Annotated in this window: 13 protein-coding genes; 7 read left to right on the top strand and 6 right to left on the bottom strand. The window is 60.2% G+C overall.

What is annotated here, in order from left to right:
• Positions 1–63: 63 nt before the first annotated feature.
• Together CAURIM_RS06310 and CAURIM_RS06305 are read left to right on the top strand one after the other, a co-directional pair.
• Positions 64–1,074, top strand: a complete 1,011-nt coding sequence (locus tag CAURIM_RS06310; protein WP_144656380.1) for a COX15/CtaA family protein — start codon at positions 64–66, stop codon at positions 1,072–1,074.
• 117 nt (positions 1,075–1,191) lie between these two features.
• A complete protein-coding gene (locus CAURIM_RS06305) occupies positions 1,192–2,160 on the top strand; it encodes a quinone oxidoreductase family protein (protein ID WP_070444867.1) in 969 nt (322 codons plus the stop codon).
• Positions 2,161–2,231: 71 nt separating this feature from the next.
• Here the strand turns inward: CAURIM_RS06305 and CAURIM_RS06300 are convergent, their stop codons facing one another.
• Positions 2,232–3,176: a heme o synthase gene (locus CAURIM_RS06300; RefSeq protein ID WP_010186753.1), complete on the bottom strand. Its 945-nt coding sequence runs from the start codon at positions 3,174–3,176 to the stop codon at positions 2,232–2,234.
• A 325-nt stretch (positions 3,177–3,501) separates the two neighbouring features.
• On the opposite strand from CAURIM_RS06300, the gene tkt reads away from it, so the two are divergent.
• The 5 genes from tkt to pgl all read left to right on the top strand — a co-directional run bounded on the left by tkt (position 3,502) and on the right by pgl (position 10,145).
• Positions 3,502–5,577: a transketolase gene (gene tkt / locus CAURIM_RS06295; RefSeq protein ID WP_201829581.1), complete on the top strand. Its 2,076-nt coding sequence runs from the start codon at positions 3,502–3,504 to the stop codon at positions 5,575–5,577.
• Between the two features lie 44 nt (positions 5,578–5,621).
• Positions 5,622–6,710: a transaldolase gene (gene tal / locus CAURIM_RS06290; RefSeq protein ID WP_070730285.1), complete on the top strand. Its 1,089-nt coding sequence runs from the start codon at positions 5,622–5,624 to the stop codon at positions 6,708–6,710.
• A 129-nt stretch (positions 6,711–6,839) separates the two neighbouring features.
• On the top strand, positions 6,840–8,372 hold the full coding sequence (gene zwf, locus CAURIM_RS06285; protein WP_083276434.1) for a glucose-6-phosphate dehydrogenase: 1,533 nt from the start codon (positions 6,840–6,842) through the stop codon (positions 8,370–8,372).
• A gap of 22 nt (positions 8,373–8,394) precedes the next feature.
• On the top strand, positions 8,395–9,327 hold the full coding sequence (locus tag CAURIM_RS06280; protein ID WP_070444875.1) for a glucose-6-phosphate dehydrogenase assembly protein OpcA: 933 nt from the start codon (positions 8,395–8,397) through the stop codon (positions 9,325–9,327).
• 56 nt (positions 9,328–9,383) lie between these two features.
• Entirely contained in the window at positions 9,384–10,145 is a 762-nt protein-coding gene (pgl, locus tag CAURIM_RS06275; protein WP_070643473.1) for a 6-phosphogluconolactonase, read from the top strand.
• A 115-nt stretch (positions 10,146–10,260) separates the two neighbouring features.
• On the opposite strand, the gene secG is transcribed toward pgl, so the two are convergent.
• The 5 genes from secG to whiA form a co-directional block, all read right to left on the bottom strand.
• Positions 10,261–10,497, bottom strand: coding sequence for a preprotein translocase subunit SecG (gene secG / locus CAURIM_RS06270; protein WP_070643470.1), 237 nt, complete (start codon positions 10,495–10,497; stop codon positions 10,261–10,263).
• A 183-nt stretch (positions 10,498–10,680) separates the two neighbouring features.
• Entirely contained in the window at positions 10,681–11,460 is a 780-nt protein-coding gene (tpiA, locus tag CAURIM_RS06265; RefSeq protein WP_070444881.1) for a triose-phosphate isomerase, read from the bottom strand.
• Positions 11,461–11,502: 42 nt separating this feature from the next.
• Positions 11,503–12,720, bottom strand: coding sequence for a phosphoglycerate kinase (locus CAURIM_RS06260; protein WP_070643464.1), 1,218 nt, complete (start codon positions 12,718–12,720; stop codon positions 11,503–11,505).
• 243 nt (positions 12,721–12,963) lie between these two features.
• Positions 12,964–13,971 carry a type I glyceraldehyde-3-phosphate dehydrogenase gene (gap, locus tag CAURIM_RS06255; protein WP_201828253.1) on the bottom strand — a complete coding sequence of 336 codons (1,008 nt, stop codon included), beginning with the start codon at positions 13,969–13,971 and terminating at the stop codon, positions 12,964–12,966.
• Between the two features lie 491 nt (positions 13,972–14,462).
• Positions 14,463–15,452: a DNA-binding protein WhiA gene (whiA, locus tag CAURIM_RS06250; RefSeq protein WP_070730287.1), complete on the bottom strand. Its 990-nt coding sequence runs from the start codon at positions 15,450–15,452 to the stop codon at positions 14,463–14,465.
• Between the last annotated feature and the right edge of the window lie 18 nt (positions 15,453–15,470).

Genomic DNA, 15,470 nt, shown 5'->3' with positions numbered 1-15,470 from the left:
CGTGGTGTGACCCACCCGTCGATATTGGTTCCGGGGCAGGGCCGAGCGGTAGGCTGAATAGCCGTGAGTACCGCAAATGTTTCTTCTCAACGTCCCCTCGCGCCTGCCGGCGTGGCCTCTGGCCCGTCGCTGAAGATGCAGCGCACTATCGCCCTCATCCTTCTGTTCTGTCAGGGCGGCATTACGGTATCGGGCTCCATTGTGCGCGTCACCGGCTCCGGCCTTGGTTGCGTTACCTGGCCCAACTGCCACCCCGGTTCCTTGGTGCCCATTGAGGGTGCGGCCCCCATGCTCCACCAAGCCATTGAGTTTGGAAACCGCCTGCTGACCTTCGTTGTCGCGGCGGCTGCCATCGCCAGCATCGTGGTCGTTCACAAGGCGCAGCGCCGCAAGGAGCTCAAGGTCTATGCCTGGGCGGGGCTCGCCGGCATCGTGGTGCAGGCACTCATTGGCGCTCTGTCAGTCGTGCTGAAGCTTTCTTGGTGGAGTGTGGCTGTGCATTTCCTCCCGTCGATGGTCTTGGTGTGGATCGCGGCCATGCTGTTCTCCCGCATTAATGAACCCGATGACGGCACTCCCACTCGCCTCTTCCCCGCCGCGGTGCGCACCCTCGCGGTGGTGGCCACTGTGGCCCTGTCCATCGTTCTGCTGACGGGCACCTTTGTCACTGGCTCGGGTACCCACTCCGGTGATGCCGGTGTGGGCATGGAGGGCCGCCTCGGCGTGGACACCTATGGCATGGCCATCATTCACGCGGTCTGCATGTACGTCTACTTAGCGCTGACGCTCATCGTGGTCTTCCTCTTGCACCGCACCGGCGCTCCCAAGGTGGCGAAGAAGGCCGGCTGGGTGCTCATTGCCTGCATCGTCATACAGTGGGCTATCGGTGTCACCCAGTTCTACCTCCACATCCCCCGCTGGACCGTTCCCTTCCACGTGGGCATGTCCTCAGTGGTCACGGCCTTCACCGCCTTGCTGTGGGCGCATGGCTTGCGCCGCGTCGGCAACGAGGATGGCACAACTGCCAGCACCTCCCAGCGCGGTGGCGAGAACGTCCCCGCCGCCCACAGCTAAGCAGAGCCAACGGAGCCGGTAAAACAGGTACTCGAAGCGCCGCCGTTCTCATCAGGAAGTGAGGATGGCGGCGCTTTTTGCTGCGCGGAGCCCTCGGCTTCGTTTAGCCTAGACACCATGCATGCTATTCAGGTGACCACGACCGGAGGGCCCGAGGTCCTCACCTACGCCGAGGTAGAATCCCCCACGCCGACGAAGGAGCAGCTGCTTGTCGACGTCTCCGTGGCCGGTGTCAACTACATCGACACCTACTACCGCGAAGGCATCTACAACGCCTCCGTGCCGTTCATCATCGGGCTCGAGGGAACCGGACGCGTTGTGCACGACCCCCAGGGGGAAATCGCCCCGGGCACGATGGTGGCCTGGGATCACGCTTTCGGCTCCTATGCGGAGCAAGTCTGCGTGCCGCGCGACCGCGTGGTGGCCGTCCCCGACGAGATTCCTTCCGCCGTCGCAGGTTCCATGCTCCTCCAGGGCATGACGGCGCACTACCTCACCCACGGTGTCTATCAGCTGGGGGAAGGTGCGTCCTGCCTCATTACCGCCGGTGCGGGCGGCGTGGGCTTAATCCTCACCCAGATGGCCAAGGCCCTGGGCGCCACCGTCTATTCCGTGGTTTCCACCGATGAGAAGGAAGAGCTGGCCTACGGCGCGGGTGCAGACCACGTGTTCCGCTACAGCAGTGGCTTGGCAGAGCAGGTACGTCGTCACAATGGCGGGCGCGGCGTCGACGTGGTCTACGATGGCGTCGGCAAAGCCACCTTCGGTGAATCCCTTGAGGTTGTGCGGCCGCGCGGCACGGTAGCGCTCTTCGGCGCCGCGTCGGGCCCCGTCCCGCCGATGGACCCGCAGCTGCTGAACAAGCACGGCTCCATCTTCCTCACCCGCCCCTCGCTCGGTGCTTGGACCTCCCAGGAAGGCGAGTTCCAGATGCGCGCCCAGGCAGTGGTGCAGGCGGTCATCGATGGCGACCTCGACTTCCGCATCTCGGCGGAATATCCGCTCGCCGAAGCCGCTCAGGCCCACCGCGACCTCCAAGAGCGCAAAACCACCGGCTCCATCGTTCTGCGCGTAAGAGAAGACTAGTCCAAGGAGTAGCTCCCTGGACTAGTTCGAGATAATTGGAGGTTCGCTGATCTGGTTGGCAGGCCGCCTCGTTAGAAGAGGGCGGCCGACCAGCCCAGCATGCGACCGATGGGTTCCCAGCCCACGACGGCGTCGATAGACAGCCCAATGAAGAGGACTGAGAGATAGTTATTGGAGTAGATGAATAGGCGCATGGGCTTGACCTTTGCGCCCTTCTTCACGCCTTGGTGGAGGCGGATTGCCATCCATAAGAAGACCGCACCGGAGGCCACCGCGGCCACCAAGTAGATCCAGGAGGCTGCCGGGATAATAAGGAAGGTCACGATAACCGTGCCGATGGTGTACCACACAATCTGGCGGGTAACTTCCACCTCCCCGGCAACGACGGGCAGCATCGGCACCCCGGCCTTGCGGTAGTCCTCCTTGTATTTCATCGCCAGCGCCCACGTATGAGGCGGGGTCCAGAAGAAGATGATGAGGAACAAGACTACGGCTTGCCACCAACGGTCAGGCTCCCCCGCCGGTGCGTTATCCCGGATCACCGCCCAGCCCACCATGGCGGGCATACAGCCTGCTAGGCCACCCCAGACAATGTTCTGGGAGTTTCGCATCTTAAGGAACTTCGTGTAGACGATGACATAGAAGAAGTTAGTCAGCAGCACGAAGAACGCCGCCAGCCAGGAATGCGCCAGCACGCCCAGCCAGAAGACGGATAGTGCGAGCATGACCCAAGCAAAAATGGCGGCATTGCGACGCGAAATAGTCTTGCGCACCAGCGGCCGAGCACGAGTGCGCTGCATCTTCTGGTCAATCTCATAGTCCACGACGTTGTTGAACGTGTGGGCCGCAGCGGCACCCATCCATCCGCCAAAGATGGTGGATACGATGAGCCAGAAGTTTGAGGACACCGCCTCGAATCCACGCTGGGCCTGGAGCATAGCCGGGATTGCTGCCACGAGGAGGAGTTCAATGATCCTCGGTTTCGTTAGCGCAAAATAGGCCTTGATGGTCTCCAAGGAATAGTCCTCCGTATATCCGGCACGTGGGTGTATGGCTTATAGGTCTGAAGTAGTGGTCGTCTGCTCGCGCTAAAAAGTTCCCGAGATATCCCGAGAGCTGTGTGGCACGGTCGAGGTTTCCTCTTCGAAGCACTCGCCAGCCAGATCCGAAAGCGGGGAGCAACGGCGTCAACCATGCCAGACTACCGCCCGAAACCTGGTTTATATAATCCCCCGCCGAAGATCGAAAAACCTTTACACTGATTAACGGTATATCTGTTTCCAGAAGCGAAGTGAGGTTTTCGCCGTGTCGCACGAAAAGTTGTCCCCGGAACTGCAGGCTATGGTTCAACGCCGTTATCCTTCGGACTGGAGTGACCTCGACACCCGCGCCGTGGATACCGTCCGCGTGCTCGCTGCCGATGCCGTTCAGAACTGCGGCTCCGGCCACCCCGGTACCGCCATGTCCTTGGCGCCTCTGGCCTACACGCTCTACCAGCGCGTGCTCAACCATGACCCAGCAGATGTTCACTGGGCGGGGCGCGACCGCTTTGTCCTCTCCGTGGGGCACTCTTCTCTGACGCAGTATATCCAGCTCTTCCTCGGCGGCTTCGGCCTCGAGATGGAGGATCTCAAGTCTTTGCGCACGTGGGGGTCTAAGACTCCCGGCCACCCGGAGGTTCACCACACCGACGGCGTAGAAATCACCACCGGCCCGCTGGGCCAGGGCCTGGCTTCCGCGGTTGGTATGGCCATGGCCGCGCGCAAGGAGCGTGGATTGTTCGACGCTTCCGCCCCGGCTGGCGAATCTCCTTTCGATCACTATGTCTATGTCATCGCCTCTGACGGTGACCTGCAGGAGGGCGTGACTGCTGAGGCCTCCTCCTTGGCAGGTACTCAGAAGCTGGGCAACCTTATCGTCTTCTGGGATGACAACCGCATCTCCATCGAGGATGACACCAACATTGCCTTCAACGAGGACGTCGCCAAGCGCTACGAGGCTTATGGCTGGCACGTGCAGACCGTGGAGTCCGGTGAGGACGTCGAAGCCATCGAAGCGGCCGCTGCTGCTGCCCGCGCCGAAACCTCCCGCCCTTCCTTCATCCGTGTAAAGACGGTCATCGGTTACCCAGCACCGAACAAGATGAACACCGGTGGCGTCCACGGCGCCGCCCTCGGTGAAGACGAGGTGGCCGCGACCAAGGAAGTCCTCGGCTTCGATCCTGCGCAGTCCTTCCACATCGACGAGAAAGTTCTCGCTCATACCCGCGAGCTGGCTGCCCGCGGTGCACAGAAACATGCTGAGTGGCAGGAGAAATTCGACGCGTGGGCCGCAGCCAACCCGGAAGAGAAGAAGCTCTTCGACCGCCTCCAGGCACGCGAACTTCCTGCTGACTTCGCCGCCGAGCTTCCCACGTGGGAAGCGGGCGAGTCTCTGGCTACCAGAAAGGCTTCTGAAGCCGCTATTCAAACACTTGCGGCCTCCCTGCCGGAGATGTGGGGCGGTTCCGCCGACCTGGCAGGCTCCAATAACACGGTGATCAAGGGCGCGGAGTCCTTTGGCCCCGAGTCCATCACTACGGATGCCTGGACTGCCACACCTTATGGCCGCAACCTGCACTTCGGTATTCGTGAACACGCCATGTCCGCCATCATGAACGGCATTGCGTTGCACGGCAATACCCGCGTCTATGGCGGTACCTTCCTTATCTTCTCTGAGTACCAGTACCCCGCCGTGCGCCTCGGTGCGCTCATGTCCACCGATACCTACTACGTGTGGACTCACGATTCCATTGGCTTGGGCGAAGACGGCCCCACCCACCAGCCGGTGGAAACGCTCGCTGCCCTGCGCGCCATCCCCAACCTTTCCGTCATCCGCCCGGCCGATGCTAACGAGACGGCCCAGGCGTGGGCGGCAGCACTCGAGTACAAGGCCGCGCCGAAGGGCCTAGCGCTGTCCCGTCAGAATCTTCCAGTGCTTGAGGGCACCAAGGAAAAGGCGACCGAAGGCGTCCGCCGCGGCGCCTACATCCTTGTTGAGGCATCGAAGGAAACTCCAGATGTCATCCTCCTTGCCACCGGCTCCGAGGTGCAGCTCGCTGTGGAAGCCGCCAAGCAGCTCGAGGCTGAAGGTACTGCCACCCGGGTCGTTTCCGCACCGTGCCTGGAGTGGTTCGATGAGCAGGATGCTTCCTACCGCGAATCCGTCCTTCCCTCCTCGGTCCGCGCGCGCGTCTCCGTCGAAGCTGGTATCTCTATGCCGTGGCACAAGTACACCGGTTCCTTCGGCCGCACCGTGTCTCTGGAGCACTTTGGTGCCTCTGCACCTGCCGCAGAGCTCTTTGAGAACTTCGGTTTCACCGCCGAGGCCGTTGCTGATGCCGCGCGCGAAGCACTGAGCGCGGCGCAGGCAGACTAGTCTCCCGTTCCGAGTTCCCCTCACGAAAGGACCTACACCACACCATGACGCATATTGATGATCTGGCTCACCTCGGGACGTCAACCTGGCTCGATGATCTTTCCCGCGAACGCCTAGACTCCGGCAACCTCCGTGAGCTCTTGGACACTAAGTCCATCGTGGGTGTCACCACGAACCCCGCGATCTTTGCTGCCGCAATGTCATCCGGCACCTCCTATGATTCCGATATCGCAGCACTGAAGGAAAAGTCCGCTAACGCGGACGAAGCTGTGTACGCACTGGCTATCGACGATGTCCGTAACGCGTGCGACGTCTTTACCGAGATCTACGAGAAGTCGGGTGGCCGGGATGGCCGCGTCTCCATCGAGGTAGATCCCCGCATCTCCGCAGATGCGGAAGCAACCCTGGAGCAGGCACGTGAGCTGTGGGCGAAGGTTGAGCGCCCCAACCTCATGATCAAGATCCCAGCTACCGATGGCTCCCTTCCTGCTATCTCCGACGCCCTCGCCGAGGGCATCTCCGTCAATGTCACCCTTATCTTCTCCGTCGAACGCTACGCCCAAGTCATTGCAGCTTATAAGGAAGGAATCAAGCGCGCGGCTGCGGCGGGCAAGGACGTTTCTAGGATTCACTCCGTAGCATCCTTCTTTGTCTCCCGTCTGGATACCGAAGTAGACAAGCGCTTGGAATTGAACGGCGCTGACGAGGCTCTTGCCTTGCGCGGAAAAGCTGGCGTGGCTAACGCTCAGCGGGCCTACGCCCTGTTCCGCAAAGAGTTCACGGCGGGCGGCGAAGACCTTCCAACTGGCGCTAACCCGCAACGCCCCTTGTGGGCGTCGACGGGAGTTAAGAACCCCGACTACCCTGCCACGCTCTATGTTTCTGAGCTAGCTGGACCGGATACCGTTAACACGATGCCGGAGAAGACCATCGATGCCGTACTCGAGCAGGGCAACCTGCACGGCGATACTCTCAGTGGCTCTGCGGAGCAGGCAGAGCGGGTGTGGTCACAGCTGGAGGCAGTTGGCATTGACTTCGCGGATGTCTTCGCAGTGCTGGAGAAGGAGGGCGTCGACAAGTTCGTCGATGCATGGGAAGCTTTGCTTGCTTCAATGACGGACCGCCTCGCTTAGACAACGGCGAACAGTGATTGCTCAACAGCGACTCACGCACCGTCTATGGCCACGCAACTATGGCCTACGCGGCGCGGGTCGCTATGCTGAGCAGTTGGACTTAACTCACACAGACCGAAAGGACACTTAGTGAGCACTACCAGCGCGTGGGTCAACCCGTTGCGCAACGCGAAGGACAAGCGCCTGCCACGCATCGCCGGCCCCTCTGGCATGGTGATTTTTGGCGTCACGGGTGACTTGGCGCGCAAGAAGCTCCTGCCTGCAATCTATGACCTGGCCAATCGCGGATTGCTTCCGGCAGGCTTCACTTTGGTCGGCTACGGCCGCCGCGACTGGGATAAACAGGCCTTCTGCGACTACGTACGCGAAGCCGCCGAGGCAGGAGCACGAACCACTTTCAGTGAGCATGTGTGGGAGCACCTCGCCAAGGGAATCGAGTTTGTACAAGGCAGCTTCGATGACGAAGGCTTTGACAAGCTGTCTGCCCGACTCGCTGAGCTCAACGCTTCCCGCGGCACGGGCGGTAACTGGGCCTACTACCTTTCCGTGCCCCCGGAGTTCTTCTCCGATATTTGCCATCAGTTGGAGCGCGTCGGCATGGCAGATAGCACGGATAATTCCTGGCGCCGCGTCATCATTGAGAAACCTTTCGGCCACGATCAGAATTCCGCACGCCAGCTCAACGAGATTGTCAACGCCGTTTTCCCAGAGTCCTCGGTCTTCCGCATCGACCACTACCTGGGTAAAGAAACGGTGCAGAACATCATGGCTTTGCGCTTTGCCAACCAGATCTTCGAACCCATGTGGAATGCGCACTATATCGACCATGTGCAAATCACCATGGCCGAAGACATCGGGCTCGGAGGCCGTGCTGGCTACTATGACGGCATCGGCGCTGCCCGCGATGTCATCCAAAACCATCTCCTGCAGCTGCTAGCCCTCGTCGCCATGGAGGAGCCTTCCTCCTTTGCCCCTGAGGCGCTCCAAGCCGAAAAGATCAAGGTGCTGCGTGCCACCAACGCGGTGCACCCGCTTAACAAGACCACAGCCCGCGGCCAGTACTCCGCTGGCTGGCAGGGCTCAGAGTATGTTAATGGCCTCCGGGAAGAAGAAGGCTTCGATCCCGAATCCACGACGGAAACCTATGCAGCCTGCACCCTTGAGGTCAATTCCCGTCGCTGGGCGGGCGTTCCTTTCTACCTGCGCACCGGCAAGCGCCTCGGCCGCCGCGTGACGGAGATTGCACTCGTCTTTAAGACCGCCCCACACCAGCCTTTTGACCAAGGTCAAGCTGATTCACTGGGCCAGAATGCCGTGGTGATCCGCGTCCAGCCAGATGAAGGCGTCACCATGCGCTTCGGATCCAAAGTTCCCGGCTCCACCATGGAGGTGCGCGACGTCAACATGGACTTCGCCTACGCCGAGGCCTTCACCGAGGAATCACCGGAAGCCTACGAGCGCCTGATTCTCGACGCCCTCTTAGACGAGTCCTCCCTCTTCCCCACCAACGAGGAAGTGGAGCTGTCCTGGTCCATCCTCGACCCCATCATTGAATACTGGTCCAACATCGGTCAGCCAGAGCAGTACCGCGCTGGCACATGGGGGCCGGAGTCTGCCGATAGAATGCTGCGCCGCCGGGGTCATTCCTGGCGCCGTCCGTAGGGCCCCTAGGAGGAATGGCTTTATGATTATCCCCTTGCCAGATACGACCACGCGCAAAATCTCTAAAAAGCTCGTGGAGATGCAGGAGCATTACACGCTCACGACCGGCCGCGTTCTTACGCTCATCGTTATGACCGAAGAAGGCGATGACCTTGACAACCTGCTCACTTCAGTACGCGATGCCTCCCACGAGCACCCCTCCCGCGTCATCGTGATCGCCTCGGGCTCCCTCGAAGAGGAAACCCGCCTCGATGCTGAGCTGCGCGTCGGCGGCGAGGCTGGTGCCTCGGAAATCGTCGTTATGCACCTCCATGGCGCCCTCGCCGACCAAGCAGAAGCAGTGGTTACTCCCCTTCTTCTTCCGGATACACCGATTGTTGCTTGGTGGCCTACTGCCTGCCCGCCTGCGCCCGCAGCCGTGCCCATCGGTGCTCTAGCCCAACGCCGCATCACTAACGTGGCTTTCGGCAGCGGTGTTGATCAATACGACCTTCACGTGCTGTCCTCCGGCTATAAGCCGGGTGATTCCGACATGTCCTGGGGCGCCATTACCCTGTGGCGTGGCATCATCGCCTCTGCTCTTGACCGCCATCCACACGAGCCTGTCAATTCGGTGGAGATTTCCGGAGCCGAGCACCATGCCGCCGTCGATTTTGCGGCCGGCTGGCTGCTCGACGCCCTTTCCGTCCCCGTCACCCGTAGAATCTCGGAATGCGAGGCAGGCGCCTTCCCGATTACCTCCTTAGTTTTCCGGCGCCCCACCGCGGATATCACTGTCACGGCCGTCGACGCCACGACGGTTAAGGTCAGCGTCCCCGGTTCGCCGGAATCGCTCGTGAGCCTCGCTGTGCGTTCCGAAGCGGAGGTGCTCTCGGAAGAGCTGCGCCACCTTGATTCGGATAGGACATACGCCCATGCTCTCCGCGCCTTAGCGCGCGTGCACTACAGTGTGTAGGCGTAACTATTCCATCGTTTCCCCAGTCCCATCATTCAGAAGGATCTTTCTTCACCATGGTCACGCTTCGCCGCGTTAGCGACATCGACGAGCTCATATCCTCCGCCGCACTCGCCTTTATTGAAACGATTGCAGCGATTCAAGCCCCGGGCGGTGGCCTGCACAAGGACGGAGTAGCACGCGTAGTCCTCACCGGTGGTGGTGCTGGAATCGGTGTCCTCCGCGAATTGGCGCGCCTCCACGAAGCTGCCGAGCAGCAAGGCGGCGACTATCCCGCATTGGCCGTGGACTGGACGCGGGTCCATGTCTTCTTCGGGGATGAGCGCAATGTTCCGGTCAGCGATTCGGATTCCAACGAGGGACAAGCTCGCGAGGCTCTTCTCAGCAAGGTCGGTATTCCAGAACCGCACATTCATGGCTATGACTTGGGTGCGGTATCCATGGAGCACGCCGCCCAAGCCTATGAAGGCGAGATTCGTGATTTTGCGCCGGAGGGCTTCGACATTCACCTCTTGGGCATGGGACATGAGGGCCACATCAACTCTCTTTTCCCGCGCTCGGAGGCAGTCTATGAGGATACGGACTATGCATTTGCTGTCCATGATTCCCCTAAGCCCCCGTCGGAGCGTGTCACGCTGACCTACCCCGCTATCAATCGCTCTCAACGTATTTGGTTCCTTGTCTCCGGTGAGGAGAAGGCCGAAGCTGCGTCCCATCTCGTAGCCGGGGCCGCGGCTGAGGATTGGCCTGCCGCAGGTGCGCGGGGCACCGAAGAGACTCTACTTTTCGTAAGTGAAGACGCCGCACAGCAGCTTTAGCGCCACGGTTCCCCGGTCGCTTGAAGCCTAGGAAAAAAGAACGCCGCGTTCCCTCCTCCATGAGAGGAAGCACGCGGCGTTCTGCGTTGTTGTGGCCGTAGACCAGCTGGCGGTTTTAGCTGCTATATGCCTGCAGCAGGTTTAGGGCTACGATGCAAGCGAGCCAGATGACCACCATGACCACGGTATAACGGTCGAGGTTCTTTTCAACCACGGTGGAACCAGACAAGTTGGACTGCACACCGCCACCAAAGAGACTGGAAAGACCGCCGCCCTTACCTTTGTGCAGCAGCACGAAGACAGACATCAGGATTGCGGCAATCACGAGGATGATTTCCAGTGCCAAGATCATGAAATAGTTCCTTGTTTTACGCGTTCGTTCATTTTATGTGGTGGTGACAGCCTATGCCGTCAGCCCACGGAGAAGAGGGCGCCAAAAGCGGGCGCAATAATCCCCGATAATACACCACGTGGCGGGCCAGCAACCATTCCGACCCGCCACGGCTCATGAGCGTGATGCTAGCTGGTATGAGGGCTATGCACCCTGGGCAGCGTTAGCCGCCAGCTTGGCAAACTCCTCGCCCTTGAGAGAAGCACCGCCAACCAGGCCGCCGTCGACGTCCGGCTTGCCTACGATCTCCGCGATGGAATCCACCTTGACGGAGCCACCGTAGAGAATGCGGATCCCCTCGGCCACCTCATCGCCGCCCAGTTCACGGACGAGCTCGCGAATGGCTGCGCACACTTCCTGCGCGTCCTCAGCGGAAGCAACCTTACCAGTACCGATTGCCCAGACCGGTTCATACGCGATGACGGTCTTGGAGAGGTCCTCGGCAGAAAGACCTTGCAGGGAGTTGCGGGTTTGGGTGACCACGTAATCCACGTGAGTGCCTGCCTCGCGCACGTTGAGCGGCTCGCCCACGCAGACAATAGGGCTGATGCCGTTAGTCAGAGCTGCAGCGGCCTTCTCAGCAACCAGCTGGTCGGTCTCACCGTGGTACTGACGGCGCTCGGAGTGGCCAACGACTGCCCAGGAGCATCCCAGGGCGGAGAGCATTTTGCCGGACACCTCACCGGTGTATGCGCCGGACTCATGCTTGGAGATGTCCTGTGCGCCGTAGGTGAACTGCAAGTCGTCGCCGTCGACCAGCGTTTGCACAGTGCGGATGTCGGTGAACGGGACCATGAAAGCCACGTCAACCTTCTCGTAGTATTCCTTCGGCAGAGAGAATGCGAACTTCTGCAAGGAACCAATAGCTTCCTTGTGGTCGAGGTTCATCTTCCAGTTACCTGCGATAAGCGGGGTACGTGCCATGATTAGCCTTTCTAAATCAGACTGAGTTGACGGTTTAAGTGCTTAGGCTTCCAGGACCTTGACGCCCGGCAGCTCCTTGCCTTCAAGGAACTCGAGGGAAGCGCCACCACCGGTAGAGATGTGAGAGAAGCCATCTTCATCGAGGCCGAGCAGGCGGACGGAAGCTGCGGAGTCACCGCCGCCAACGACGGTGAAGGAACCGTTCTTAGCGGTGGCGTCGATGATCGACTGTGCCACACCGGCGGTGCCCTTGGAGAAGGCCTCCATCTCAAAGACACCCATTGGGCCGTTCCAGAAGACGGTCTTGGAAGAAGCGATGACCTCGTCGAACTCCTTCACCGACTCCGGGCCGATGTCGAGAGACTGCCAACCCTCCGGAATACCGTCCAGGGCGACGACCTTGTTCTCTGCCTGAGCATCGAACTCGGTTGCAGCAACGAGGTCGACCGGCAGGACAATCTTTTCACCGAAGCGCTCGAGCAGCTCCTTGCAGTTGTCAATCTGGTCTTCTTGCAGCAAAGAGTTCTGGACGTTGTAGCCCTGCGCAGCCAAAAGGGTGTAGCACATGCCGCCGCCAATGATCACCTTGTCGGCCTTGCCGGCAAGCGCTTCGATCACACCGAGCTTGTCGGAAACCTTGGCGCCGCCCAGAACGACCACGTACGGGTGCTCTGGCTTCTCTGCTACCGCAGCCAGGGTTTCCACTTCCTTCTGCACCAGCTTGCCGGCGTATGCTGGCAGGCGCTTGGCGACGTCGTACACAGAGGCCTGTGCGCGGTGAACAACACCGAAACCATCGGAGACGAAGGCACCGTTGTCCGCAGCCAGGGCGACGAGTTCATCGGCGAAGGCGCCGCGCTCAGCCTCATCCTTGGAGGTCTCGCGCGGATCGAAGCGAACATTCTCCAGGAGGAGAACATCGCCATCGTTGAGGCCGTTGGCGCGCTCGTGAGCGTCTTCACCGCTGACGTCGCCGGCAAGGGCAACGTACTGATCCAGCGCCTCGGAGAGAGCCTCTGCGACTGGCGCGAGGGAGTACTTCGGGTTTACTTCGCCCTTCGGACGCCCCAAGTGTGCCGACAGAATGACCTTCGCTCCCCCCTCAATGAGCGCCTTGATAGTCGGCAGCGAGGCGGTGATGCGGCCAGAGTCGGTGATGTTTCCTTCATCATCAAGCGGGACATTGAAGTCAGAACGAACAAGGACGTGGCGGCCGGAAACGCCTTCTGCGAGCAGATCGTCCAAAGTCTTGAAAGCCATTGTGTTCTCCTTAAAGGTGGGTACTCAAGCTAAAGGTTAATGCTATTCAATTAGAAAGTGTGCCGGAACCTGATTCGCGATGTGCGTGAAAGCGCGTACTCGTTCCTTAAAGACGACTACCGGCCCAGCGCACGCCACATATTCAGAGATAGTAGGCGCGGCGCGTGGGCCGGTATCTAGCCCGCGGTGCTTCCGCAGGCAATCACAGCTTGCTTCACTGTGCTCATTTCAGAGGGCGAAGCTTTAGAGCTTAGAGGCAACCAGGGAGGTGGTGCGCACAAGCTGGCTGGTGTAGCCCCACTCGTTGTCGTACCAGCCGAGGACCTTGACGAAGTTTCCGTTGGAAACCTTGGTCATGCCAGCATCGAAGATGCAGCCGTGGGAATCGGTGATGATGTCGGTGGAGACGATCGGGTCCTCGGTGTAGCCCAGGGTCTCGCCGAACTCGCCAGTGGCGGCTTCCTTGATAGCAGCGTTGATTTCCTCAGCGGTGACGTCGCGGGATGCCTGGAAGGTCAGGTCGGTAGCGGAACCGGTGATGGTAGGAACGCGCATTGCGTAACCGTCCAGCTTGCCCTCCAGCTCCGGCAGAACCAGGGAGACAGCCTTTGCTGCACCAGTGGAAGTCGGAACCATGTTGACGGCTGCGGCGCGGGCGCGGCGCAGGTCGCGGTGCGGAGCATCCTGGATGCGCTGGTCACCGGTGTAGGCGTGGATGGTGGTCATCAGGCCCTTCTCGATGCCGAACTTCTCGTGCAGGACCTTGGCCATCGGTGCCAGGCAGTTGGTGGTGCAGGATGCGGCGGAGATGACATTGTGCTTCTCAGCGTCGTACTCATCGGAGTTAACGCCGTAGACGAAGGTTGCGTCAACGTTCTTGCCCGGTGCAGAGATGATGACCTTCTTGGCGCCGGCCTCGATGTGAGCCTTGGCAGCCTCACCATCGGTGAAGAAACCGGTGGACTCGATGACGATGTCGACGTTGTACTCGCCCCAGTTCAGGCTCTTCGGATCGCGCTCTGCGGAGACTGCAATCTTGTGACCGTTGACGGTGATGGACTCGTCGTCATGCTCGATCTCACCGTCGAAGCGGCCCAGAACCGAGTCGTACTTGAGCAGGTTGGCCAGGGTTGCGTTGTCCGTCAGGTCGTTAACTGCGACGACCTCGAGGTCATTGTTGCCCTGTGCGACTGCACGGAAGAAGTTGCGGCCGATGCGGCCAAATCCGTTGATACCTACGCGAATGGTCACTGTAATGTCTCCTCAAATAATCGAGTGAAGTTCAATTGTGGGGGCTTCCGAGACTTTGTCTTTATAGGCAGTGCGGTGGACCGTTCTTGCGGCACCGTTGCCCTGCCACTTCCGTGACGTGCTCGGTGGTTTTCCCAACACGGGCGATAGTACCCACGGATTTTGCATCCTGCAGTGCGCGTTCAGGTTCCCAACCAAGATGCTCGCACGAAAGGGAAAAGGGGCGTACACTAGATGGACCGCTAGTTACTTAATTCAATCCCCCAAACGCACACACCTGCAGATATGCCCGTTTATGTGGGATTGTGTTGGCCCTAAAGAGGGCAAGGTGGGATATCTCACTAAAGCAAAAAAGAGCGGGTGAATCCAAAAATAAACCGGTTATCGCCGGTCATAAATTCACCATCGATAGTCAAAAAATTGCCCCAGACGGTCGCGATGGTGCCCGAACGGGCACAACATTCGACTGCGTCTGGGGCTAAGACGAGAGACTAGGATTCCTCAAAAAGTTCCTCTGTCACTGCCTTCGTCGTATCCGGCACACCAAGTTCCTTCGCGCGCTTATCTGCCATAGAAAGCAGGCGGCGAATACGCCCAGCCACCGCGTCCTTGGTCATCGGCGGATCAGCCAAGCGTCCGAGCTCTTCCAAGGAAGCTTCGCGGTGCTGCACGCGTAGGCGGCCGGCGTCCGCGAGATGTTCCGGGACGTCATCGCCCAAGATAACCATGGCGCGTTCGACGCGAGCCGCAGCTGTAACTGCCGCACGGGCAGAACGGCGTAAGTTGGCGTCATCGAAGTTGTCTAGGCGGCGGGAGGTGTCATGGGCTTCGCGTTGGATACGTTTCTTCTCCCACGTCAGTCGAGTCTCTTGGGCCCCCATTCTGGTCAGCAACGCACCAATGGCATCGCCATCACGCACCACGACGCGATCGGCCCCGCGGGTCTCCTTAGTTTTCGCCGCTACACCCAAACGACGCGCGCAGCCTACGAGAGCGAGTGCTGCCTCCTGGCAAGGACAGGTCACCTCCAGCGCTGAAGACCGGCCCGGCTCGGTTAGCGAACCTTGCGCCAAAAACGCGCCGCGCCAAGCTGCTTCATTATCCGCAACAGAGCCGGAGATTACTTGCGGTGGCAGGCCCACGACTGGGTGACCCGAGCGGGTCACCAACCCCAGGCGCCTAGTCAACTCCTTGGCCCCGGTAGTGATTCGCACCTGCACTCTGCTCTTTTTAGAGGATGCGGCGAGGCCGGCTACGTGGGTGCTCGCAGAAATCGAATACAACTCGTCGAGTGCGGTGACCAAGCGAGTGGCTACGCTCTTCGATTCCAATTCGACCTCGTACATCACCCTATCTCCGGTGATGTGGAGCTCGCCGGCGAACCTGAGGATCGCGGCAACCTCCGCCGCACGAGCGGACTGGCGCGGTACGGACACCGCCGTAAGTTCCTCCTTGACCTGATCGGTCAATGACGCAGACACCTCGTGCCTCCCCTTTCA

This window comes from Corynebacterium aurimucosum (assembly GCF_030408555.1).
Classification (GTDB): domain Bacteria; phylum Actinomycetota; class Actinomycetes; order Mycobacteriales; family Mycobacteriaceae; genus Corynebacterium; species Corynebacterium aurimucosum.
Note: the sequence above shows the minus strand (reverse complement) of the source record. Positions and strands in the feature narration are given on the sequence as shown.

What these genes read in the sequence shown, in the direction of transcription:
- secG (WP_070643470.1), bottom strand. Translation starts at nt 10,497, where the DNA reads ATGATCTTGGCACTGGAAATCATCCTCGTGATTGCCGCAATCCTGATG.
- tpiA (WP_070444881.1), bottom strand. Translation starts at nt 11,460, where the DNA reads ATGGCACGTACCCCGCTTATCGCAGGTAACTGGAAGATGAACCTCGAC.
- tkt (WP_201829581.1), top strand. Translation starts at nt 3,502, where the DNA reads ATGGTTCAACGCCGTTATCCTTCGGACTGGAGTGACCTCGACACCCGC.
- pgl (WP_070643473.1), top strand. Translation starts at nt 9,384, where the DNA reads ATGGTCACGCTTCGCCGCGTTAGCGACATCGACGAGCTCATATCCTCC.
- CAURIM_RS06280 (WP_070444875.1), top strand. Translation starts at nt 8,395, where the DNA reads ATGATTATCCCCTTGCCAGATACGACCACGCGCAAAATCTCTAAAAAG.
- CAURIM_RS06305 (WP_070444867.1), top strand. Translation starts at nt 1,192, where the DNA reads ATGCATGCTATTCAGGTGACCACGACCGGAGGGCCCGAGGTCCTCACC.
- tal (WP_070730285.1), top strand. Translation starts at nt 5,622, where the DNA reads ATGACGCATATTGATGATCTGGCTCACCTCGGGACGTCAACCTGGCTC.
- CAURIM_RS06260 (WP_070643464.1), bottom strand. Translation starts at nt 12,720, where the DNA reads ATGGCTTTCAAGACTTTGGACGATCTGCTCGCAGAAGGCGTTTCCGGC.